Source organism: Acinetobacter lanii, from assembly GCF_011578285.1.
Taxonomy (GTDB): domain Bacteria; phylum Pseudomonadota; class Gammaproteobacteria; order Pseudomonadales; family Moraxellaceae; genus Acinetobacter; species Acinetobacter lanii.
In genome coordinates this window covers 1,629,847-1,651,619 of the sequence record NZ_CP049916.1, presented here as the reverse complement: position 1 = coordinate 1,651,619, position 21,773 = coordinate 1,629,847, and the positions used below count along the sequence as shown (strand labels likewise).

At 39.3% G+C, this 21,773-nt stretch carries 18 protein-coding genes; 7 read left to right on the top strand and 11 right to left on the bottom strand.

The annotated features are described in order from the left end of the window. Position 1: 1 nt before the first annotated feature. The 3 genes from G8D99_RS07725 (at position 2) to gcvH (ending at position 2,043) form a co-directional block, all read left to right on the top strand. Entirely contained in the window at positions 2-457 is a 456-nt protein-coding gene (locus tag G8D99_RS07725) for a MaoC family dehydratase (RefSeq protein WP_166324091.1), read from the top strand. Positions 458-550: 93 nt separating this feature from the next. Next, positions 551-1,582: a helix-turn-helix transcriptional regulator gene (locus tag G8D99_RS07720; protein WP_166324089.1), complete on the top strand. Its 1,032-nt coding sequence runs from the start codon at positions 551-553 to the stop codon at positions 1,580-1,582. A gap of 86 nt (positions 1,583-1,668) precedes the next feature. Next, positions 1,669-2,043 (top strand): glycine cleavage system protein GcvH, encoded by a 375-nt coding sequence (gene gcvH, locus G8D99_RS07715; protein ID WP_166324087.1) that lies wholly within the window; start codon positions 1,669-1,671, stop codon positions 2,041-2,043. A gap of 89 nt (positions 2,044-2,132) precedes the next feature. Here the strand turns inward: gcvH and G8D99_RS07710 are convergent, their stop codons facing one another. From G8D99_RS07710 to G8D99_RS07695, 4 genes are all read right to left on the bottom strand, one after another. Further along, positions 2,133-3,302, bottom strand: coding sequence for a PilT/PilU family type 4a pilus ATPase (locus G8D99_RS07710; RefSeq protein ID WP_166324085.1), 1,170 nt, complete (start codon positions 3,300-3,302; stop codon positions 2,133-2,135). A 376-nt stretch (positions 3,303-3,678) separates the two neighbouring features. Continuing rightward, positions 3,679-4,728 (bottom strand): 3-deoxy-7-phosphoheptulonate synthase, encoded by a 1,050-nt coding sequence (locus G8D99_RS07705; protein ID WP_166324083.1) that lies wholly within the window; start codon positions 4,726-4,728, stop codon positions 3,679-3,681. A 540-nt stretch (positions 4,729-5,268) separates the two neighbouring features. Continuing rightward, positions 5,269-7,395, bottom strand: coding sequence for a bifunctional diguanylate cyclase/phosphodiesterase (locus G8D99_RS07700; RefSeq protein ID WP_166324081.1), 2,127 nt, complete (start codon positions 7,393-7,395; stop codon positions 5,269-5,271). Positions 7,396-7,996: 601 nt separating this feature from the next. Next, complete coding sequence (locus G8D99_RS07695) at positions 7,997-8,779, bottom strand: alpha/beta fold hydrolase (protein WP_166324079.1); 783 nt, start codon at positions 8,777-8,779, stop codon at positions 7,997-7,999. A gap of 320 nt (positions 8,780-9,099) precedes the next feature. Between G8D99_RS07695 and G8D99_RS07690 the strand changes: the two genes are divergently transcribed. Beyond that, the gene (locus G8D99_RS07690; RefSeq protein WP_166324077.1) at positions 9,100-10,305 is read left to right on the top strand and encodes an amino acid aminotransferase; all 1,206 of its coding nucleotides are present in this window, start codon (positions 9,100-9,102) and stop codon (positions 10,303-10,305) included. A gap of 88 nt (positions 10,306-10,393) precedes the next feature. Here the strand turns inward: G8D99_RS07690 and G8D99_RS07685 are convergent, their stop codons facing one another. Further along, complete coding sequence (locus tag G8D99_RS07685) at positions 10,394-11,509, bottom strand: S-(hydroxymethyl)glutathione dehydrogenase/class III alcohol dehydrogenase (protein WP_166324075.1); 1,116 nt, start codon at positions 11,507-11,509, stop codon at positions 10,394-10,396. 123 nt (positions 11,510-11,632) lie between these two features. On the opposite strand from G8D99_RS07685, the gene G8D99_RS07680 reads away from it, so the two are divergent. Both G8D99_RS07680 and G8D99_RS07675 read left to right on the top strand, forming a co-directional pair. Beyond that, positions 11,633-13,189 carry a phospholipase D family protein gene (locus G8D99_RS07680; protein ID WP_166324073.1) on the top strand — a complete coding sequence of 519 codons (1,557 nt, stop codon included), beginning with the start codon at positions 11,633-11,635 and terminating at the stop codon, positions 13,187-13,189. 222 nt (positions 13,190-13,411) lie between these two features. After that, positions 13,412-13,849 (top strand): hypothetical protein, encoded by a 438-nt coding sequence (locus G8D99_RS07675; protein WP_166324071.1) that lies wholly within the window; start codon positions 13,412-13,414, stop codon positions 13,847-13,849. 75 nt (positions 13,850-13,924) lie between these two features. Here G8D99_RS07675 and G8D99_RS07670 read toward each other — a convergent pair whose 3' ends face one another. After that, positions 13,925-14,515, bottom strand: coding sequence for a uracil-DNA glycosylase family protein (locus G8D99_RS07670; protein WP_166324069.1), 591 nt, complete (start codon positions 14,513-14,515; stop codon positions 13,925-13,927). 107 nt (positions 14,516-14,622) lie between these two features. Next, positions 14,623-15,333: an SGNH/GDSL hydrolase family protein gene (locus tag G8D99_RS07665; protein WP_166327617.1), complete on the bottom strand. Its 711-nt coding sequence runs from the start codon at positions 15,331-15,333 to the stop codon at positions 14,623-14,625. Positions 15,334-15,560: 227 nt separating this feature from the next. On the opposite strand from G8D99_RS07665, the gene G8D99_RS07660 reads away from it, so the two are divergent. After that, positions 15,561-16,364 carry a hypothetical protein gene (locus tag G8D99_RS07660; protein ID WP_227554377.1) on the top strand — a complete coding sequence of 268 codons (804 nt, stop codon included), beginning with the start codon at positions 15,561-15,563 and terminating at the stop codon, positions 16,362-16,364. Between the two features lie 223 nt (positions 16,365-16,587). Here the strand turns inward: G8D99_RS07660 and G8D99_RS07655 are convergent, their stop codons facing one another. The 4 genes from G8D99_RS07655 to G8D99_RS07640 form a co-directional block, all read right to left on the bottom strand. After that, on the bottom strand, positions 16,588-17,331 hold the full coding sequence (locus tag G8D99_RS07655) for an SDR family oxidoreductase (protein ID WP_166324067.1): 744 nt from the start codon (positions 17,329-17,331) through the stop codon (positions 16,588-16,590). A gap of 62 nt (positions 17,332-17,393) precedes the next feature. Next, positions 17,394-18,092 (bottom strand): histidine phosphatase family protein, encoded by a 699-nt coding sequence (locus G8D99_RS07650; protein ID WP_166324065.1) that lies wholly within the window; start codon positions 18,090-18,092, stop codon positions 17,394-17,396. After that, positions 18,089-19,210, bottom strand: a complete 1,122-nt coding sequence (locus G8D99_RS07645; protein WP_166324063.1) for a phosphotransferase family protein — start codon at positions 19,208-19,210, stop codon at positions 18,089-18,091. The genes G8D99_RS07650 and G8D99_RS07645 overlap by 4 nt, the downstream gene beginning before the upstream one ends. Positions 19,211-19,360: 150 nt before the next feature. Beyond that, on the bottom strand, positions 19,361-20,599 hold the full coding sequence (locus G8D99_RS07640) for an acyl-CoA dehydrogenase family protein (RefSeq protein WP_166324061.1): 1,239 nt from the start codon (positions 20,597-20,599) through the stop codon (positions 19,361-19,363). Positions 20,600-21,773 lie beyond the last annotated feature (1,174 nt).

Genomic DNA, 21,773 nt, shown 5'->3' with positions numbered 1-21,773 from the left:
AATGTTATATCTTGAAGATTTAAAAATTGGCGATCAGTTTAAAAGTCGTGAATACGAAATGACTTTAGAAGAAATCAAAGATTTCGCCAATAAGTATGATCCACAAGTTTTCCATACCGATGAAGAAAAAGCCAAAGATCATCCGATTTTTCAAGGTATTGCAGCCAGCGGTTGGCATACATCTGCCGTGACCATGCGTCTTTGGACCGAATGTTTCCCTGTGGCGGGTGGTTTAATTGGCTCAGAGTCGAGTCTGCGCTGGCCACGTCCCGCACGTGTGGGTGACCGTATTCATGTCGAAGTTGAAATTGTGGCAATTACGCCGTCGAAAACCAAGAATGATCGTGCCATTGTGACCTATGTGACCCAAGCGCGAAACCAAGTCGGTGATGTGTTGTTATTATCCACCACTAAAATCGTGGTGTTTAAACGTGAATTTGCATCAGGACAAGGCTAAAAGCCTTGTCAGACAATTTAACTGATTTAAATCAAGTTTTATGCCAATATCAATTTTTAGAAAATTAAAATAATTGTGAGCAATGGATCGCACATGAAAATAGGCTCAGTTCGCCCAGATTTAGGCATTCCAGGTGTATATGGACTTTTGTTACTAGACGTTGTTTCACGTTGGGGCTATAGCGCAGAATCTCTTTTTGCCCCATTTCATTACACCCCCGAACAACTTGCCGATCCTGAATTTCGTATTCCCCTGAACACGGCCAATGAGATGATTATCTTGGCACGTAAAATGACCGGTGAAAGTTCATTGGGCTACCATTTGGGCAATCAAATGCGCATTTCCATTCATGGGTTTATTGGCTATGCCATCATGACCTCGAATGAAATTATGGATGCCTTGATTTTAGCCAATCGCTTTATTCAACTGCGGATGCCCTTTTTACAATTTCATTTTTCTACATTCACTGAACAAGTTTCATTGCAATTACAATGCGATATTGATATCGAACCACTCCGCACTGAAATTGTAATGGCACTGACCTTTGGTGTAATGACCATGGCCAAAGCCTTAACTGGGATTGATGATTTACAAGGTGAAATTAATTTTGATTTTCCAAAACCTGAAGGCTTTGAAAAATATTTGGCGCGCATGTCATCCCAGCATACGGTGCATTTTGATCAAACCCATTTTTTGGCCAGTTTTGATAAAAAATATCTGAGTTTAAAAATGGTCAATGCTGACCCGATTGCCAGTCAAATTGCAATTAATCAATGTGAAGCAGAACTGTCTGAATTGGGTGAGCGCCGTCGTATTTCGATGCGTGTGCGTGATATTTTGACCCATTCGGAGCAACACTATCTCAGCATTGAACATGTCGCAGATCGATTACATATGTCGGATCGCACCTTAAAAAGACAGCTTGCTGCTGAAGGCACCTCCTTTTCAACTTTAGTCGATGAAGTGCGTTACCGACATGCGACTTCGCTGCTGTCCCGTACCGATTATAGCCTTGAACAAATTGCCGATGAATTAGGTTATTCCGATGTCGCCAATTTCAGCCGAGCCTTTAAACGTTGGAGTGGGCGTAGTCCAAGCAGTTGGCGTAAAGATCCATATTTATAAAAAACAATTCAACTTTCGTTTTTTTCAAAAAACCTGTATAACACTGAAAAAACGTTATTTTGAAACATTTGAATCAAGGAGTCAGGATGAATCATCCTTCAACGCTGAAATATGCCACGACACACGAATGGGTAAAAATTGAGGGTGACCTTGTGATTACGGGTATTTCGGACCATGCACAAGATGCTTTGGGCGATTTGGTCTATGTCGAAGCACCAGAAGTTGGTCGTCAACTCACTGCGGGTGAAGCAGTCGGTGTGGTTGAATCGGTCAAAACCGCGTCTGATATTCATGCCCCAATTTCAGGCGTAGTGGTTGAAATCAATGAAAATCTTGAAGATGATCCTGATTTCGTCAATGACGAGCCATATGGCAAAGGCTGGATTTATAAAATCAAAGCGGACAATATTGCAGATGTTGAAAAATTACTTTCAAGTGCAGACTATGAAGCAGGTCTTTAAGTTTTAAAGGCTTGGTTTTATAGATGTGTTATAAAAAAATCAGCCCAATGGCTGATTTTTTTACGTTTTTTAGGCAGAGATATAAAAAATTATGCTTCTTGCCCAATATCATCATCAAACATACTAAAAGAACTATTACTCTTTGCTGAATGCTCATTTTTACGGGTACTATTCAGTTTGATTTTTAAACGCAGTTCATTCATAGAGTCTGCATTACGAATAGCCTCATCGTAACTGATGGCACCTTCATTATATAAATCAAAAAGCGCTTGGTCGAAAGTCTGCATACCCAATTCACGTGATTTGGTCATGATCTCTTTCAGCTCATGGAAATTCCCTTTTAAAATCACATCCGACACTAAAGGTGTATTCAGCATAATTTCCACTGCGGCACGACGGCCATTGCCATCTTCGGTACGAATCAGTCGCTGAGAAATAATCGCTTTCATATTGGAAGATAAATCCATTAACAATTGGTTGCGACGTTCTTCAGGGAAAAAGTTAATAATGCGATCCAGGGTTTGATTGGCATTATTGGCATGCAATGTGCCTAGACAAAGGTGTCCAGTTTCAGCAAATGCGATGGCATGTTCCATAGTTTCGGTATCACGAATCTCACCAATCAAAATCACGTCAGGTGCTTGGCGTAAGGTGTTCTTGAGTGCATTGTGCCAATTGTGACAATCCACACCCACTTCACGATGCGTCACCATCGACTTTTTATGTTTATGTACATATTCCACAGGATCTTCAACAGTAATGATATGCCCTGCTGAGTTTTCATTACGATGATCAATCATTGCCGCCAATGAAGTCGATTTACCTGAACCGGTTCCCCCAACCACCAAAATTAGACCGCGTTTTTCCATAATTACATCTTTTAACGATGCTGGAAGTTTCAGTTTACTGAAGGTTGGAATTTCAGATGTAATGGTTCGAATCACCATGCCGACATTGAGCTGTTGTTGAAACACATTGATCCGGAAGCGTGAAACTTCTGGAATGCTGATTGCAAAGTTACACTCAAGTTCTCGTTCGAATTCGTCACGTTGCTTATCATTCATCAGGCTGTAAGCAAACAGTCTGGTTTTTTCACCGGTTAAGGCTTGAGAACTTAAAGGCTTCATCATGCCTTGATGCTTCATACTCGGTGGAAAATCTGCAGAAATAAACAGATCTGAGCCTCCGTGCTCAAAGACATTTTTGAGTAAGCGAAACATAAAATTGCGCGCTTCATTCAATAATTCAGCTGTGTACATTAGCGACCCCATTTCACAGATTCAGATGAATAATATTTTTATCAATGACAAACGTATTTTAAATTTTATCGAGTAAAACACATGTTTATTTATATTGGATGATGTGTCTTATAATGCACAATTTCGGACTACTGCTCAAATCACAAAACTTGAATCAAGCTGAAGAAAGCCTAAAAAATGTCTAAAGCATCAAAAAAAATCGAGATTCAAGCCTGATTTTTAGACCAATACCATTTATTAACTTTTTCAACATTTTAAATGAAAAGCTTTATCACCGATGAACGATGATAAAGCAAGAATCTTAAGCTAAGTTCTTTTTCAATGACGACTCAAACTACAGAGCGAAAAAGTTGAGAAGTTCAACTGGACTAATGGACTAACTTCCCTGCACTCTCAAACTGTCAGCAGCCTCTAAATACAATTGTTGGGTCTTTTCCCAACCCAAGCAACCGTCGGTTACGGATTGACCATAGCGCATATCTGATGAAATTTTCTGTTGACCATCAACTAAGAAACTTTCTAGCATTACACCACGCACTTCAGTTTCAGCGCGTTCAGCCACGATTTTCTTGAGGACTTCAGGCTGATTAAGTGGGTTTTTTGCACTATTGCCATGGCTACAATCAATCACCAGTGCAGGCAAGATCCCTTTATTCTTTTCTTTGATTTTGGCAATTTCAGCCGCTTGATGATTGGTGCCAGTATTTGATCCACGTAAAATCAAATGCGCATGCGGGTTACCCTTAGATGCTAAAATACTTGGCAGACCCGATTGACTCATGCCCAAGAACTGATGAGGGTTTGATGCAGATTGAATCGCATCGAGTGCGATTTGGATTGAGCCATCGGTGCCATTTTTGAAACCAATGCTGTATGGCATTTGACTGGAAATTTCACGGTGAATTTGCGATTCACTGGTACGTGCCCCAATCGCCCCCCAAGCCAACAGGTCATCGAAATAAGCGGTCGCCATAGGACTTAAAATTTCAGAGGCAATCGGTAAACCAAGTTGAATAATCTCTAAATACAATTCACGAGAGAGTTCTAAACCCAATTGCATGTCGGATGATCCATCCAAATTTGGATCATACAAGAACCCTTTCCAACCCACGGTAGTGCGTGGTTTTTCAATATAAGCACGCATCACGAAGAAAATTTGATCTGAAACCAGGCTTTGTAGATGAACGAGTTTCTCAGCATACTCAAGGACAGCTTCAGGGTCATGAATTGAACATGGTCCAGTAATAATCATTAAACGATGATCTGTGCCATCTAAAATATTTTGAATGGTTTGGCGTTGTTCAGCCACTTGCTGTGCCAATTTTTCCGTCAATTGGAAATGTGCCTTTAACTGGTAAGGCAAAGCCAACATTTTTTCCTGTTGGATATTTTTAGTGTGTTCTAAAGTCGAAGTTACAGCATTCATGGTCGTTCCTTGGGGACTGAATCAGTCCTACATTTTTATTTGAGCGTTAAATGTCTAGAGGGTTCTAAGGCGAGCGTTACCGCTTGGCTAAAGTAAAACCAGAAACCGTTGCTAAAATAAGAATAAGTAAATGTGTTCATGAGCTGCTCCAAAAAATTAAAATCGGTTTAAAACCTTAACGCATAAAAAAAACCTGATCGGGGCTGCCGATCAGGTATAAACTTTGTCGGCAACCAAAATGTTGCCCGAACGCATCCAGGCAACTAGGTGATAAATTGCCAAAAATAATAATAAGCGTTGGTATTTAAGCGTTGCTGTTGCATGGGTTTTAAACCATCAAAAATAGAATCTGAAATCACAATACGCACTATTAGGTTCATTTACAAGTACTTTATTTAAAAATATTGTTATAGGATTGATGCCAAAAATCTATGAGTTGTAACTGTAAATTTTTAAATTAACATGATGAAAAATATAAATAATATTTAAATAAAAAATAAATACTGCCCAAGATTTTGAGCAGTATTTTTTGGAAAGTGCTTAAGCTTTGCTGACTTGATCTTGCAACATACTTTGCGCTTCTTTGGCACAAATGGCACGACTGAATAAGAAACCTTGACCATATTTACAACCGACTTGTTGCAGGCTATCGAGCTGCTGCACCGTTTCGATTCCTTCGGCAATGACGTCTAAAGACAAGATCGGACCAAGTTTCGCAATCCCCTCAACAATCGAGCTAATCGACTGCTCTTCATTCATACGATTGACAAAAGCATAATCAATTTTTAAGCAATCAACAGGATAATCACGTAAATGGGTCATAGAAGAATGACCGGTACCAAAGTCGTCTAGTGAGATGCGAATGCCATAAGCTTTGAGTTTTTTCAACGCACGAATCACAAACTCAGAACCACGGTCGGATAAAATATGTTCCGTGATTTCAATTTCGATCAATTCAGGCGGAATTGCATAACTTTCTAAACGTTTAATGAGTAGCTCAGCATAATTATCGCGCATAAATTCTACAGGCGAGGCATTAATCGATATCGGCACAACTTTAATGCCCGATTTGATCCAAGACGCCATATCGGTGAAAATTTTGTCATGCATCACTTCACTGATTTTACTTGCCAACTCATAGTCATTAAACGCTTCTACAATACTGGCTGGGAAATGTACATTTTTTTCATCATCACGCCAACGTAATAAAGCTTCAAAGCCAATGATTTCGCGGTTGTCTAAACGCACTTTAGGTTGATAGAACGGTACCACACGATTTTCACGTAAAATATAACGGGTGGTTTCTAGCTGCTGAGTTTTCTGTTCTGCAATTTCAAGCATTTCAGCATCGTACATACGTACGCCACCACGGCCACGTTCTTTCAAGTCATTTAAGGCGGTGTCGGCACATTTCATTAAGCCCAATACATCGGTTGCATCTTGAGGATACACCGCACAACCAATACTCATACCGCCATTAATCAACTTTCCGGCAAAAGTTACAGGTGCTTCATTCTGCTTTAAAACTTTCGCTGTCGCTTTAATTAATTCATCGGTGCTGTGCATATTGGTCACAATCACTGCAAACTCATCGCCCCCCAAACGCGCCACATAGGCATGTTCATTTAAGCATTTCGACAAACGCTTAGACAGTACACGCAATAAATGATCACCTGCTGGATGCCCCAACGTGTCATTGATGTTTTTGAAATGGTCTAAATCAATAAACATCATACCGATACTGGTTTTTTTACGCTTGGCTTCTGAAATCGATTGTTTAAGTTTCAGTTTGAAGGCACGACGGTTCATTAAACCGGTGAGCTCATCACACTCGCTGGAAATTTTAAGTTTAAGTTCAGCAACACGTTGTTTGGTAATGTCACGTGACACACAAAGGATACTGGTGGTTTCACCATTTTCATTTATTACAGGGGTTAGGATATTGTCCCAATACATGGTCAAATCACCATATACACTTTTACCTGCAAAACGTGCATTTTGACCTTTAGCCGCCAGTTTAATCGCTTGCTGCCCTTGTTCACGTATTTCTGCTGGCAATAGCCCCAACCATGACATACCAAACTTACGCACACGCTCTTTGCCTAAGAGTGCAAGACACCCTGAACGGTTCATATGCGACACATTACCTTCTGGGGTAATGATTTTGATACAGTCCACGCTGACATCAAGCATGTCGGTATTGGCACGAAGTAAATCGGCAGTTTCACGAAGTTTCAATGCACGTTCATGGATATTGGTACACGTCATGGTCCAATCATAATACTGCTGATATTGCTTGCTACTTTCAGCAATCAATAAGAACCATTGGTATTCACCATCTTTATTTTTTATGCGACATTCTTTTTCAAATTTTTGACCAGTCTTTTGTGCATTATTCCAAATGTTATAAAGATGTTCTGCATCCTCTGGATGCAAAAACTTAATCCAATCATGATCACTTAGGTGAACTGAATCTGAGCCGATATAAGAAGTAAATGCTTTGTTGGCATAGCCAATTCCTGATTTTGTTAACCAAACCATTTGCGGAAGTAAATCTAGAGCGAGTTTGAAGTCGTCACTGAGTTGTGCTTTTTTTGGTGTCGACTTATTTTGAGAACTCTCTCCCTGATTCAAAATGGAATCATTATGTAAATCAAGAATACTCATAAAATTACCTATTTATAATTCGAATCGGTATACGGTTAATATAACTGAAAAAAATCATTTGTATAGATTTTGATCATTATTTGATTTTAATCACATTTATAAACAAGGCACTGAATCTGATTTGTGATACCGATCACATTTAAATCAATATAATGTTTATTATAGCACTTATTCTTAAAAAATAAATACTTGTCCTTTGTATGGATAATACACGAAATAGAAAAAATATGAATATTAAACAAACAGATTTGACTTAAATCGGATAAAAATTGATTCAAATTTAGATTTTTTTAAAATACAAAATAAGCACTTAATTTTATATTTAGAATACTATTCATTCATTTTTATGTGGCTAAATTATAGCTAAAAAATGATGAATACAGAGAACACATTTGATTACTTTGTAGGCAAATTAAAATATCATTCAAATATTATTGAATAATCAGTACTCGACCAAAAATTAATACATTCAAGGTATGGGCTGTACAAAAAGTGCGACAACCCGCTTGAAGAGTAAATCCATTTTGATCTTAAATTAAATCTTAAATTAAATCTTAAAAAATCTTACAAGTTTACTCATGCTGTAAGCTCAAAGTGCTACTCAAACTTCTGACTTAATTTGCTGTAAATAAGTGCGAATATGTGCAATCACTTGTTCAGGCTGTTCAGCATGCAACCAATGTCCTGCATTGGATACGGTTTTAATTTTTGCGTGTGGAAACTGCTTGTATATGGCATCGACATATTCAGGTTGGGCAATATATTGAGAATTCTCACCACGAATAAACAAACTCGGTTTCGTCCATGGCTTAATCTCATTCCAACCCGTAATCTCAGTATAATATCGATATAGCACCTCGACATTGAAGTGCCACTGCCCTTGATTAAAAGATTTAAGTAAAAACTGAATGACGCCATTTTCATGGATCTCACTTTGCATGATCTCTGTGGCTTGTTTACGTGTTTGAACCTGAGCTTCTGTTACTGCATTTAAGGCTTTGAATATGGCATCGTGATGGCGTTGTTGATAGGCCACCGGCGCCATATCTAAAACGATTAATTTGGCTAAACGTGAGGGGGCAATTTCGCTCAATTTCATTGCGACTTTGCCCCCCATAGAGTGACCAATCACAGAAAATTGTTCGATCTTAAGCTGATCTAGCGTCTCGATGACATCGTGTGCCATAACACTATAATTCATTTCATCGCTATGTTCTGACAAGCCATGATTACGCAGATCAATTTGCACAATGTCGTAATCAGTTTGAAATGCCCTTGCCAACACGCCTAAATTACTCAAACTTCCAAATAAACCGTGAATCAGAACCAGTGTTCCTTGTGCCAGACTAGATTCGGCCTGAGTGAATTCATAGTTGAGTTGCATAGGTGCTTCCTTTCATGCTGATGGTTGTTTGGGCGTTTGGCTCAATTGCTTGTTGTATGTAACTTAAATCCGCTGAGCAAATCAAGTGACATTCTTCTATTGAAACGTTCTATTTAAACCTTGCATTCAAACGTTTCATTTCAACAGCGTTCATCACGAATTACAGCAATCAAGTGTCAATACCAATGTAAAGCACCATGTTTATAATGAAAAGTTTCAACACTTATAAGAATTAGTCGTGTTTTTAGAGTTGAGTGGTCGCTCTATTTCTATATATTATCCAAGAGATTTTATTTGTTTTTGATTTAGGAATTTAGACCATGTTTCAACATGTAGATCCTTATGCAGGCGATCCAATTCTGTCTTTAATGGAAGAGTTCAGTAAGGATGAACGTACAGAAAAAGTAAATTTAAGTATTGGTCTTTATTATAATGAAGATAACATTGTTCCTCAGCTAAATGCCGTTAAACAAGCCCATCAAAACATCGCTGCTGGCAATGATAAAGTTAAACTGTATTTGCCAATGGATGGTTTAAAGTCTTATAACGATGCGACGCAAGCATTGGTTTTAGGTGAAAACAGTCAAGCACGTAAAGACGGTCGTGCGGTGACTATTCAAACTTTAGGTGGTTCTGGCGCACTGAAAGTCGGTGCAGACTTTATTAAAAAATATTTTCCTGAATCGGATATTTGGGTCAGCCAACCGACTTGGGATAATCACATCGCCATTTTTAATGGTGCAGGTGTGCAATCACATTTCTACCCATATTTTGATGCAACAACCAATGGTGTCAATGTTCCGGCAATGTTGGAAGAGTTAAATAAACTTCCTGCTAAAGCAGTGGTGCTGCTTCACCCATGTTGTCATAATCCAACAGGTGCAGATTTAACGCCTGCTGAATGGGATCAAGTGATTGAAGTGCTCAAAGCACGTGATTTACTTCCATTCTTAGACATTGCTTACCAAGGTTTTGGTCAAGGTTTAGAGGAAGATGCTTACCTGATTCATGCCCTAGATAAATCTGGCATGAACTTTATTGTCAGCAATTCCTTCTCTAAAATCTTCTCCCTTTATGGTGAGCGTGTTGGTGGTTTAACTTTCGTTTGTGACGACAAAGAGACTGCTCAAAAAGTCTTGGGTCAGTTGAAAGCAACGGTACGCCGTATTTATTCAAGCCCTGCAACCACGGGTGCATTGTTGGTGAATAATGTCCTGAACGATACGGCATTAACAGCTCAATGGCAAGAAGAGCTCAAAGAAATGCGTGAACGTATTATTAAGATGCGTCAGCTTCTGGAGCAAAAATTGTCTGCGGAATTACCTGAGCGTGATTTTAGCTACCTTGTGAAGCAACAAGGGATGTTCAGTTACACCGGTTTAACGGCTGAACAAGTGGATATTTTGAAAGAAAAATATGGTATTTATTTGGTTCGTAGTGGTCGTATGTGCGCTGCAGGTTTAAACCTCAACAACATTGACACTGTGGCGAAAGCCTTTGCTGAAGTGTTAAAAGCGACTGCTTAATCGATTTCAATATCATTCGAATTCAATTTCATTAGACAATAAAAAAAAACGGGCAATGGCCCGTTTTTTTATTTACAAACTTGAAGAATTAATCTTCAAAATGAATCACCGAACGAATCGATTTACCTTCATGCATCAAATCAAATGCTTCATTGATTTGGTCTAAGCCCATGGTATGCGTTACAAATGGCTCAAGTTGAATATCACCTTTCATGGCTTCTTCAACCATGCCTGGTAATTCTGAACGCCCTTTCACGCCACCAAATGCTGTACCTTTCCAAGAACGCCCAGTCACCAATTGGAATGGACGGGTTGAAATTTCTTGACCTGCACCTGCCACACCAATAATGATCGATTGTCCCCAACCACGGTGCGCACATTCGAGTGCAGAACGCATGACATTGGTATTCCCGATACATTCAAATGAATGGTCTACGCCCCAACCTGTTTTTTCTACAATCACTTCTTGAATTGGGCGATCATAATCTTTTGGATTTAAAAACTCAGTTGCACCAAACTGTTCAGCCAATTTGAATTTTTCAGGATTAGTATCAATCGCAATAATACGGCTGGCTTTGGCTTTTTTTGCACCTTGCACAACCGCAAGACCAATACCACCGAGACCAAACACGGCAACAGTGTCACCTTCTTGAACTTTGGCTGTATTTTTAACAGCACCTAAACCTGTGGTCACACCACAACCGAGTAAACAGACATGCTCAGGGTTGGCTTCAGGATTGACTTTGGCTAACGAAACTTCTGCCACAACGGTATATTCTGAGAACGTTGAACACCCCATGTAGTGATAAACAGGTTCGCCATTATATGAAAAACGCGTGGTACCATCTGGCATCAAGCCTTTACCTTGGGTCGCACGAACCGATACACACAGATTGGTTTTACCGGATTGACAGAATAAGCATTCGCCACATTCAGCAGTATAGAGTGGAATCACATGATCACCTGGAACGACACTGGTCACGCCTTCGCCGACTTGCACCACAATACCAGCACCTTCATGACCCAGTACTGCAGGGAACACACCTTCAGGATCATCGCCTGACAAAGTAAATGCATCGGTATGGCATACGCCTGTATGGGTAATTTTAACCAAAACTTCGCCAGCTTTGGGTGGAGCAACATCTAATTCAACAATTTGAAGGGGCTGACCTGGACCAAATGCTACGGCTGCGCGAGATTTCATAGGCGAACATCCTGTGTATTACGATGATTTAAAACGAAAGACAGTATCTACTTTCTGTCAGTAGATTCAAACTATAACATGATGATATTCTGAACGGATAAAAAATGAATTAATGATAACCTTATGAATATTTTGAAAGATTCATCTTTTTTATTTTTAACGGTTTTATGCGCAGCACTCAGTGGATGTAGTTTACCGAGCAATCAATCACGCCCAGATCAACCCATTCGAGCACATTATGAACAGTGGATTTCAAATCAAGCCAGTCAAGATAAAATTAATCAAGGTTTAACTGCGTATTTGGCATTGGATGATGCCTTTATGAGTATCGCGACACGCTTGTATTTGATTCGCAATGCAAAATATACCCTTGATTTGCAATATTACATTTGGGAAGACGACTCTATTGGTCATCTGATGCTGTCTGAACTACTCAAAGCTGCCGACCGTGGGGTCAAAGTGCGATTAATGATTGATGATCAGAATGGTACAAAACTGGATGACGCATTAAAAACTTTAGCTCAACACCCCAATTTCAGAATTAAACTGTTTAATCCCTATAAATATCGCTCATTTCGGGTAATGGATTATGCTTTTCGCTTCAAGCACATTAACCATCGTATGCATAATAAATTGATCATTGCTGATGGTGCCGCATCAGTCACAGGTGGACGGAATATTAGCCGTGAATATTTTGATGCCAGTGAGCATTTTCAATTTACCGACATGGATATTTTCTTCGCAGGGACAGCATTAAAAGCGGCCAATTCCACCTTTCAAATTTTTTGGAATGATGATTTAAGCTATCCTGTTCAACAAATCTTGGGAAGTTCAAATAAGCAAGACCTCAAAGCTTTACGTCAGCGCTATAGTCGGTTTGAAGGTCAGCAACCTGATCAGATGCTGAATAAGATTAAACAAGCACAGACGTTGGTGGCAGAAAATTTAAAAAATCGTCCGATTGCATGGGCAAAGGCAGATTTTCTGGCGGATAGTCCCGATAAAATTCGTGGTCAAGCACGCGATCATCAACTCATTGGTAATCAAATCACTCAAATCATGGGTCAACCCAAACAGCATTTAGAATTGGTGTCTGCCTATTTTGTACCCACAAAAAAAGGAACAGCCTATTTATCTTCTTTGAATCAAAATAAAGTCAATGTCAGAATCCTCACCAATTCTTTTCTCGCCAATGATGTGGCTTTGGTGCATGCCTTTTATCAAAAGTATCGGGTGGATTTATTGAAAAGTGGTGTAAAGCTTTATGAGTTTAAACCCTATATCGAACGTGAAAAACGCACTTGGTATGAAGCCATGACAGGCAATGTGATTCCTGCCAAAGGCAAAAATGCTTCAAGCTTACATGCTAAATTTTTTGATGTGGATGGAAAAGTATTTATCGGCTCTTTTAATTTTGATCCACGTTCTGCGCATTTAAATACCGAGGTGGGTTTAGTAGTTGAGTCTGAAAGCTTACAACAGCGTATATCCAAGTCCCTCGATCAATACCTTCCTCAAGTGGCTTATAAATTGAAACTGAATGAAAAAGGTCAAGTGATTTGGTTAGAGCAGCAAAAGGATGGTTCCATTAAAACCCATACTTATGATCCGGAAACCACTCAATTTCAGCGCTTTACTATGCATGCCGTATCCTATCTACCGATTGAATGGATGATGTAATGACACAATCAGTACATCGAACTATCAATACTGAACGTTTTTTAAAATCGATCTATTTAAGCTTTAACTCAATTCAATAACTAAACTCAATCCATCCATTTCTTAATTTAAGATTTTAAGCTGATGGTCTTATTTTACTCGTTATATAATTTACGTTAAAATTCACGCTTGAGTTCAGTTGAACTCTCTCCTCTTTTTTAGCTCCCACAGCGATGATTCACCATGCAGTTCTTTGATTTAAGCCGTCAATTCAATTTGAACGATATTCTTGTGCCCTTTAAAACCTTAGATCAATTGGGTCAGCAAGACTGGCATCTGGCCAAAGTGCGTGTTGAATATGATTGTGAAAATGATGTAGAGGTTGTTGAGGGACAAGCCGTTTTAAAATCCAATAGCAATATTGAAATTGAATTGGAATGGTTGATTCGAGATACGGGTTATGAACTTGAAGTGCTGTTTAAAGGCATTGAAACCAACGAAACTGAATCGACACTTGTTACAGTCAAAGGTGCGAAATTAATAGATGAGCAACAACAATTGATTTCGATTCAAGCGTTGAGTCTATGGATTGATGGTACATTACTTCCTTTAATGCCCAATATTCGCCGTGACATTAAGGCACGTTTAAATTTATGGGATTATGTTGAATACGATGGCTAATCTTTGATTCAGCATAAATCTTGATTGTGATTTTAAGGAAATTAAATACTATAAATTTCAATCGCATACAATCAATTAAGGCAAACCAACTTGCTTAAACAGCTGCGCATAAGCTTGTGCTTTTTTCTCTAAAGCCAAAGGGTAAGCTCTTGAGGAAGATGGCATCCGATAAAGTGTAATTTCTCGATCAGCTAAATAAGCTCGACTTGATTGACCAATGGATGGTTTCACTGTTCCTTCAGGCATGGATAACATTAGAGTGTCAGTTGCTTTATCCCCTGTGGTCATAATGCTCTGACATGCAGGAATTTTTTGAAGTAAATTCGCTATATTGCTCGGTGTTTCGATCTGTAGAAATTTATCTGACGCATTTCCAGTTAAGCGCTTGATCTGATACGCAGTGTCATAAATCGCGATGCCTTTTTCATTTAAAAACCCAATAATCTGATCAAGATGGAAGTTCTTATTCGGTAAATCCAAAAAGTGGTTTTTATCATTAAAAAAACAGTGACCAAAAATACGCCACATATCATTTTGATAATTGGGATAGTAAAAGTCCATTTTCCAACGATTTTGCGGAGGAGGAAAACTCCCGAGCATCAGTAATTTGGCATTTTCAGGTAAAAAAGGCGCCAACGGATGTGTTTCTATCGGAATGTCTTGCATATCTATTTCCCCCTTTGCCATGTTCGCCATGTATCTGCTGATGAATGAATAATACTTTTTAGACAGATGAATTCATCATTCAGCTGTCCATATCTGAAATAATTGCATTAGAAAACATCACGAATATGTGCAACCACTTGCTTGGCCCAAAGTTGATAAACCGCTTTACTTGGATGAAAGCCATCTTTGGCCATTTCTAGATTTAATTGTTTATACTGTTCCATATCATAAGGGATCCAACGCATATGAGCTTGTTGAGCCACAAATTTGTCTAATTTTTGATTCATTTTTTTGGCATATTGACCGAATAGCCAAGCCAAAGGATTCGGCAATGCTGGAAATTCTTGCATGGGTGGCACGCCTGCCGCGATCACTAATTTCGGTGTAAATTTATTGTTAATCTGTTGGTACAGTCGAGACTGTTTTTCAATCCAAAGTTCTGCTGGCATCAGCTTGGTGACATCATTTACCCCAATGGATGTTACCACTATGTCAAAATGCTGTGTCTCTAATTCATCCAGAGACCGTGTGACTTGTGAAGTGGTATAACCTGTTTTGGCATGCAGACAGTATTGAACACTAAAGTCGTGCTGTAATTGTTCTAGCACGCTACCCAATAAGGCATCCCGTTGATGTTCCACCCCAACACCTGCCGCAGCGGAATCCCCCAGTATCAATATAGACAATGCCTTGCCATGACCCATTTGCCCTATACGCTCACCTGCCGGTTCATCTAAACGTAAAATATTTTTCTTCACGCGATTTCCCTGAAGAATGAGTGCTGGGATCAATGCAATAGTGGTGGCTTTAAGTAACATGTGTATTGGATCTTTTAAATTATTGCTTGCTTTGATTTTAGGTGACTTGCCCCAAAATTTCATTGATTATTCATTGAATAAACAACTTAAATAATTTTTTTACACTGCATGATGGTAATCATTTTTGTGATAACCCGTGCTTTTACAAGATGCTTCATTGCATTTCTTTGCCAAATCGCTCAAATTGTTAATTGTTTAACTCTATGATGAAGAATAAGGATGAAATCATGCTGACTTGGACGTTGAGAAAACCACTCAAAAATAATGCCCGCTATACTCAGCAGTTAATTGGCATAGTTTTACTTGGCTCGCTCGCCATTTCGAGTAGCAGTTATGCAGATCAATTAAATACAGAACAACAATCGCAAGTAAAAAAAATCATTCAATTGTTCAAATACACTAAAATCCCTGAAATATCACAACATATTCAATATCCTTTACAGCGGGAAACGCCGATTCCTGCCATTCAAAATGCCAAACAAATGCAGACTCGCTTTCACCAAGTGTTTGATCAGCATCTGATTGAAAAGATCGCATCGTCCACCTCAAAACAATGGTCGAGTGTGGGTTGGCGTGGAGTCATGTTGGATGATGGCATCGTTTGGTTGAATGAAAGTCAGATTTCTGCGGTCAATTATCAATCTGCGGCGGAAAAGAAATTAAAAGCGCAATTGCTTGCGCAACAAAAACAGCAGTTGCATGCCAGTGTCAGAACCTTTAAACAACCTGAGCTTCAGTTTAAAACTTCGAATCATCGCGTTCGTATCGATTTACTCAGTAATGGACAGTATCGCTATGCCTCATGGAAAAACAATAAATTAATGTCTACTCCACCTGACTTGGTTTTAAATCAGGGTCGTGTGGAATGTGAAGGCTCTGGAGGCAATCATGCCTACCTGTTTAAATCGGGGCAATATCAGTATCGAGTGGATCGAAATCTCATCGGTGCAGATGATTCACCTGAAGTTTCACTTTCTGTGACCAAAGGTAACCAAACTGTATTGAATCAAGTCGGTCATCTGATTCAATAAATACATTCTTCAAAATCTACTTCAGATGCGATTAAAGATACTCTGCTCCATATTTGATTTAGATCAATATCATGGATGACAGTCAACACGAGCGATGATCGACAAAACATTAATAAAACCATTGAAATTAAAAACCAAAAGGCATGAACAACGAATGCCTTTTGGTTTTGATGATGAGTCTTGCTGATGATCTTCGATAGATGCTCAATATACTTGTTCACTGTCAACCGAGTTTATTGACCCATTTTAAAGGTAAGACTTTCATGGCTAATCCCAAAGGTAACCAAGGCCACTTCGGCACATAAGCTTTGATCGGGGCTTTTTCAATTTCAGCCACCAACAAACGTGAACCTGTTTTTTCATCCACTTCAAAAGGTAATTTGCCTGCACCTTCATTAATTTCAGTACGTATATAGCCGGGAAATATAGTGGTCACTTGAATGGGGGTATCAATAAGTTCTGCACGGATCCCTTCAGCTAAATGAGCTACACCAGCTTTACTTGCGCCGTAAGCGGTTAAGTGTTTAGGCATACCTCGTACAGCACTCATTGAAGAAATCATCACCAAATGTCCGGCATTTTGTTCACGGAAAATTTCAACTGCTGCTTCAGACTGTGCCAATGCTGAAATAAAGTTGGTTTCCACTGTAGCGCGGTTAATCTCAAAATTGCCTTTGCCAATGCGTCGTCCTTGACCGACACCGGCATTGATAATAATCCGATCAATGCTGCCAAACTCTTGCTTAAATGCACGGAACACTTCAAAGACCTGATCGTAATCGGTCACGTCTAATACTTTTAGGCTCACTTGAACGCCGTATTTTGATTCTAATTCTTGTTGCAGTTGTTCTAAGCGTTCTAAGCGACGGGCACAAATGGCGAGGTTATAGCCTTTTTGTGCGAATTCACGTGCCATGCCTGCACCAATGCCTGAACTGGCACCGGTAATTAAGATTGTTTTTGCCATTTTTATGTCCTTTTCTTTAATGTCTTTTTATCAATGCTTATCTTTAATTTAAACTGATTTGATCATATCCATGTCAACAAATCAGGGCGCTGCGCCTTAATAAAATGATGTTCATTTAAACTGAGTAATTGTGGTTCTGTCCCGACCAAACGTACGGTGGTTAAACTGGTATTGGCAATTGCCCAATTGAGTGCAAAGGTTCGATTGGCATTTAACTCTAAGAGTTTGCCTGCAATAACCGAGATGACGCCACCTGAGGTAAACACCACGGCATAACGTGGTTTAGTTTGGGCAAGTTGCTGACACAAGTTTACCAATGCGCCTTCGACCCGTGCTTTAAATTCAGGCCAAGATTCATCATATTCGTGATGAAACTCTCCCCCCGTCCAACGTGCGATTGCACCTTCGAAAATTTGGCCTAAATACGCACGCGGGTCTTTGTGTTGTGCCACATCCTGTTTGAGTAAATGTGGTTGATTGAATCGAGGTTCATATTGGGCAAAAACTTGTTGATGGTTAAATTCATTCCAAGCTGCGTTGGTGTCAACGCCTGCTTCAGGAAAACATTGTGCCAATGCAATTTGGGTGGTTTGTTGATGACGTTGCATTGCACCTGCTACTACATAAGGCGCTTCTTTTAAGATTTGATCAAAATATTGCCCTAAAAGTTTTGCTTGTAGTTCGCCATTGGGCGACAGTTGGTCATAACTTTCTGCACCAAAGGATGCTTGTCCATGACGGACAAAATAAATGGTGGTCATTTCGGCATTAACTCTTTAAATTTAGCAATGTATTTTTGTGCAAGCTCATTGGCTTCGATTTTCTGTAAGCCAATCAATTTAAGCGCACGAATATGTAAGGCATGAATCACAATCCAAAAATCTTTAAATGCAGGATTGTGGGTTTGCTTATGGTAATAACGATAATAAATTTGCTGTGCAATCACCGCCAAACGGAAGATGCCAAAGACTTCATAAAATGCCCAGTTATCGGTTTGTAAGCCCGTTTTTTCTAGATAATAATCGACCACTTGTTTACGTGTAAGCATGCCTTTTAAATGGGTCGGTTGGCGCCGTGTGGATTTAAAGATTTGATTGTCGGTGTCTTCAACCCAATACGCCAAAGCGGAACCTAAATCCATTAAAGGATCACCTAAAGTTGCCATCTCCCAATCCAATACCCCAATCACTTGGGTTGGATTTTGTGGATCTAAAATGACATTGTCAAAACGCCAATCATTATGAATTAAGCACGTTTTGGAATCTTCAGGAATATGATCCAATAACCAACGACGTACGTATTTAAAGGATGGCACATTGATGGTATGGGCTTTTTCAAAACGACTATCCCAGCCTTCAACCTGACGTCGGCAGTAGCCATCGCCCTTGCCTAATGTTTCCAATTCCGTGCCTTGATAAGGCACTTGATGTAACTCAATCAATTTATCTAAAACATTGATACATAGCTGATGCACTTGTGCTTCTTCAAACTGTAATTCAGGCGGCAGTTTCGCTCTTGGGATTATCCCTTCAATGCGTTTCATCACATAAAAGTCTACCCCAATCACAGATTCATCCTGACACAAAGCCAGCATTTCTGGCAGGACTGGATAAAATGGGCGCAGAGCTTTTTGCACTCGAAATTCACGTGCCATGTCATGGGCTGATTTGGCTTTGGTACCTTTCGGTGGTCGTCTTAAAATTAAATCAGCATTGTCGTATTTTAAGCGGTAAGTCCAGTTCGAAGCTCCACCTGAATATTGAGTTACTTCAGCATTGCCTTGCACATCAACATTCTGTTCATGTAGCCAACGGGTGACAGAGTCTATATCGAGTTCTTCTCCTGCTCGAACTGCTCCACCTACATCGATCACTGACATTTTATCTTCCTTATCCAGTTTTCTATTCTCTATCTCAATATCTAGAATCTACACGGGTTTTAAGTCATGTATTTTCTATGTGGCATAGATTATGTTTTAACACATTGTGATCATGCTGTTTTCAATATAATTTCATTAATAACCATGAATTTAATGACGATTTTGAGTATAGCCTCGTTTTGCCAACTCTAATTTTGCGATCATGCCTTTATGCACTTCATCTGGACCATCGGCCAAACGTAAGGCTCTGGCTTGGGCAAAAAATCCAGTCAGTGGTGTATCTTGTGAAAGCCCCGCACCGCCGTGAATTTGCATGGCCATATCAACTACTTTTTCTAAAACACTTGGCGCTACCACCTTAATCGCTGAAATTTCTGTAAGTGCTGCAAGATTACCGAGGGTATCCATTTTATAAGCGGCATAAAGTGTCAATAATCGTGCTTGATCAATCGCAACCCGTGCTTCAGCCACACGTTCTAAGTTGCCACCGAGTTTTAAAATTTCTTTGCCAAAGGCTTTACGGCTCATACCACGGTCAATCATCAGTTCCAATGATTTTTCAGCAGCGCCAATACAACGCATACAATGGTGAATACGACCCGGCCCTAAGCGTCCTTGTGCAATTTCAAACCCTTGTCCTGCACCGCCAATAAAATTGCTGATCGGTACTCTCACCTGATTAAAACTGACTTCACCATGACCATGCGGCGCATCATAATCACCAAATACAGGCAACATGCGTTCAATCTTAACCCCTTGCGTGTCAATAGGAACCAACACCATAGAATGTTGATGATGACGATCTTTGGTTGGATCTGGGGTGTGCGCCATAAAAATAATGATTTTGGCATTGGGATCGCCTAAACCTGAAGACCACCATTTACGTCCATTTAACACAATCTCATCACCTTCGATGATCGCGGTGGCTTGCATATTGGTGGCATCAGAAGATGCGACATCCGGCTCAGTCATGCAAAAGACGGAACGAATTTTTCCCTCTAAGAGTGGCATAAGCCATTGTTGTTTTTGTTGTTCTGTACCATAACGCCATAACAATTCCATATTGCCACTGTCTGGTGCATTGCAATTAAAGACCACAGGGGCAATCAGACTACGACCCGAAAGTTCTGCAACATGGGCATATTCTTGAACCGATAAACCTTGACCTAATTTTGCATCAGGTAAAAATATATTCCACAGCCCTGCCTGCTTGGCTTGATCTTTTAAACTTTCAAGTTGAGCGGGCCATTGCCAGTGTGTCCAATCACCGCCTTGATTCAGTGCATGGACATCCTGCCAAAACTGCGTTTCAACAGGTTCAATTACATCAGAGATAAAGGCTTGGGTACGTGACACAAAATCTTGTGCACGCGCAGAAAGTTCAAACATGGTTTTATCCTTTTTATTCACATCGTGAAATATCCTTTACAACAGCTTAGTTCAAAAACGATGATGAATAAACTGATTTAATTCCATACAGCACTATGAATTATTTGCATAATCAAACAGCACTCAACATGTCCTCTTTTCACAAGATGGATATGAATATGTACCCTCTTTTTACTGCAATTTTGAACACAAAAATAACAGTCGAACTGCACAGTTTTTATATATATCAATCTATTACTTGTCATGCACTATAACGTTTAGGTAGTCAATTAAGAGATGATTTTTTTATCCGCGCTGGCGCAAAAAATGTTACTGAGACCTTTCGCCGAACCAATCTATCCGCATTTAAAAAATGCACTATTGTCCATCCAAATATCTCGTTTTAGCAACATGCGTTTGAAGCTCATTTACTTCAAAATAATAAGATCGCAATTCATGATGAAATCGCGCCCAGCATATTCCTAGACGGCTTAACCATTTCCAAAATCTAAATCCAAATATAGAGTTATTCAGTGTGAATCTTGATCCTAAAAATATGGCAGCTGAATTGGTTTCACAGTAAGTTAATTTTACGATTGATCTCGAAAAAAAAATGAATGACAAGATTCAACTTACTTCACCAATGCTAGATCAATTTATGCTGTATTCCCAACAAGCTGATTTGAGAGTGTGACGCTATCAATCTTCAGCACATATTGGAGTTTCTTGCCGTCATATAGACATCTTGTTTAAACACTTTTTGTTAAACCCTAAACATATGTCCCGTAAATTTTTTATCCGCTGTTAGCACCATCCCATTGCTATGCAAATATTGAGTCAACAACTGGATGCAATTTTGAAGCAACCTCCACATATTTTGAATCAGCTTGATTTGCCTAAGGATTTGTCTAAGGATTTGAATATTTAATCTGTTTCTTTTCGCTGCCAGAATTAAATATCTAGATGTATTGGTATCAAGATTTGAAATAAAATTCGCGTCATAAATTTTTAAAGATTAAATAATAAAATTTTTGCTTAGGCTATTTTGATGTGTTTTTCCTACGCTTTATTTGTTTGTTTCATGTACTGATTGCTTGTTATTAGATCAATTCATAAGGTTTTGGTTGCTTATCAAACAGCTTACTTAGGCTATTTGCTTTAAACTAAGCGTCTCTCTTTGAGTTAAAAGTCCTAT

What these genes read in the sequence shown, in the direction of transcription:
- G8D99_RS07725 (WP_166324091.1), top strand. Translation starts at nt 2, where the DNA reads ATGTTATATCTTGAAGATTTAAAAATTGGCGATCAGTTTAAAAGTCGT.
- G8D99_RS07720 (WP_166324089.1), top strand. Translation starts at nt 551, where the DNA reads ATGAAAATAGGCTCAGTTCGCCCAGATTTAGGCATTCCAGGTGTATAT.
- gcvH (WP_166324087.1), top strand. Translation starts at nt 1,669, where the DNA reads ATGAATCATCCTTCAACGCTGAAATATGCCACGACACACGAATGGGTA.
- G8D99_RS07710 (WP_166324085.1), bottom strand. Translation starts at nt 3,302, where the DNA reads ATGTACACAGCTGAATTATTGAATGAAGCGCGCAATTTTATGTTTCGC.
- G8D99_RS07705 (WP_166324083.1), bottom strand. Translation starts at nt 4,728, where the DNA reads ATGAATGCTGTAACTTCGACTTTAGAACACACTAAAAATATCCAACAG.
- G8D99_RS07700 (WP_166324081.1), bottom strand. Translation starts at nt 7,395, where the DNA reads ATGAGTATTCTTGATTTACATAATGATTCCATTTTGAATCAGGGAGAG.
- G8D99_RS07695 (WP_166324079.1), bottom strand. Translation starts at nt 8,779, where the DNA reads ATGCAACTCAACTATGAATTCACTCAGGCCGAATCTAGTCTGGCACAA.
- G8D99_RS07690 (WP_166324077.1), top strand. Translation starts at nt 9,100, where the DNA reads ATGTTTCAACATGTAGATCCTTATGCAGGCGATCCAATTCTGTCTTTA.
- G8D99_RS07685 (WP_166324075.1), bottom strand. Translation starts at nt 11,509, where the DNA reads ATGAAATCTCGCGCAGCCGTAGCATTTGGTCCAGGTCAGCCCCTTCAA.
- G8D99_RS07680 (WP_166324073.1), top strand. Translation starts at nt 11,633, where the DNA reads ATGAATATTTTGAAAGATTCATCTTTTTTATTTTTAACGGTTTTATGC.
- G8D99_RS07675 (WP_166324071.1), top strand. Translation starts at nt 13,412, where the DNA reads ATGCAGTTCTTTGATTTAAGCCGTCAATTCAATTTGAACGATATTCTT.
- G8D99_RS07670 (WP_166324069.1), bottom strand. Translation starts at nt 14,515, where the DNA reads ATGCAAGACATTCCGATAGAAACACATCCGTTGGCGCCTTTTTTACCT.
- G8D99_RS07665 (WP_166327617.1), bottom strand. Translation starts at nt 15,333, where the DNA reads ATGTTACTTAAAGCCACCACTATTGCATTGATCCCAGCACTCATTCTT.
- G8D99_RS07660 (WP_227554377.1), top strand. Translation starts at nt 15,561, where the DNA reads ATGCTGACTTGGACGTTGAGAAAACCACTCAAAAATAATGCCCGCTAT.
- G8D99_RS07655 (WP_166324067.1), bottom strand. Translation starts at nt 17,331, where the DNA reads ATGGCAAAAACAATCTTAATTACCGGTGCCAGTTCAGGCATTGGTGCA.
- G8D99_RS07650 (WP_166324065.1), bottom strand. Translation starts at nt 18,092, where the DNA reads ATGACCACCATTTATTTTGTCCGTCATGGACAAGCATCCTTTGGTGCA.
- G8D99_RS07645 (WP_166324063.1), bottom strand. Translation starts at nt 19,210, where the DNA reads ATGTCAGTGATCGATGTAGGTGGAGCAGTTCGAGCAGGAGAAGAACTC.
- G8D99_RS07640 (WP_166324061.1), bottom strand. Translation starts at nt 20,599, where the DNA reads ATGTTTGAACTTTCTGCGCGTGCACAAGATTTTGTGTCACGTACCCAA.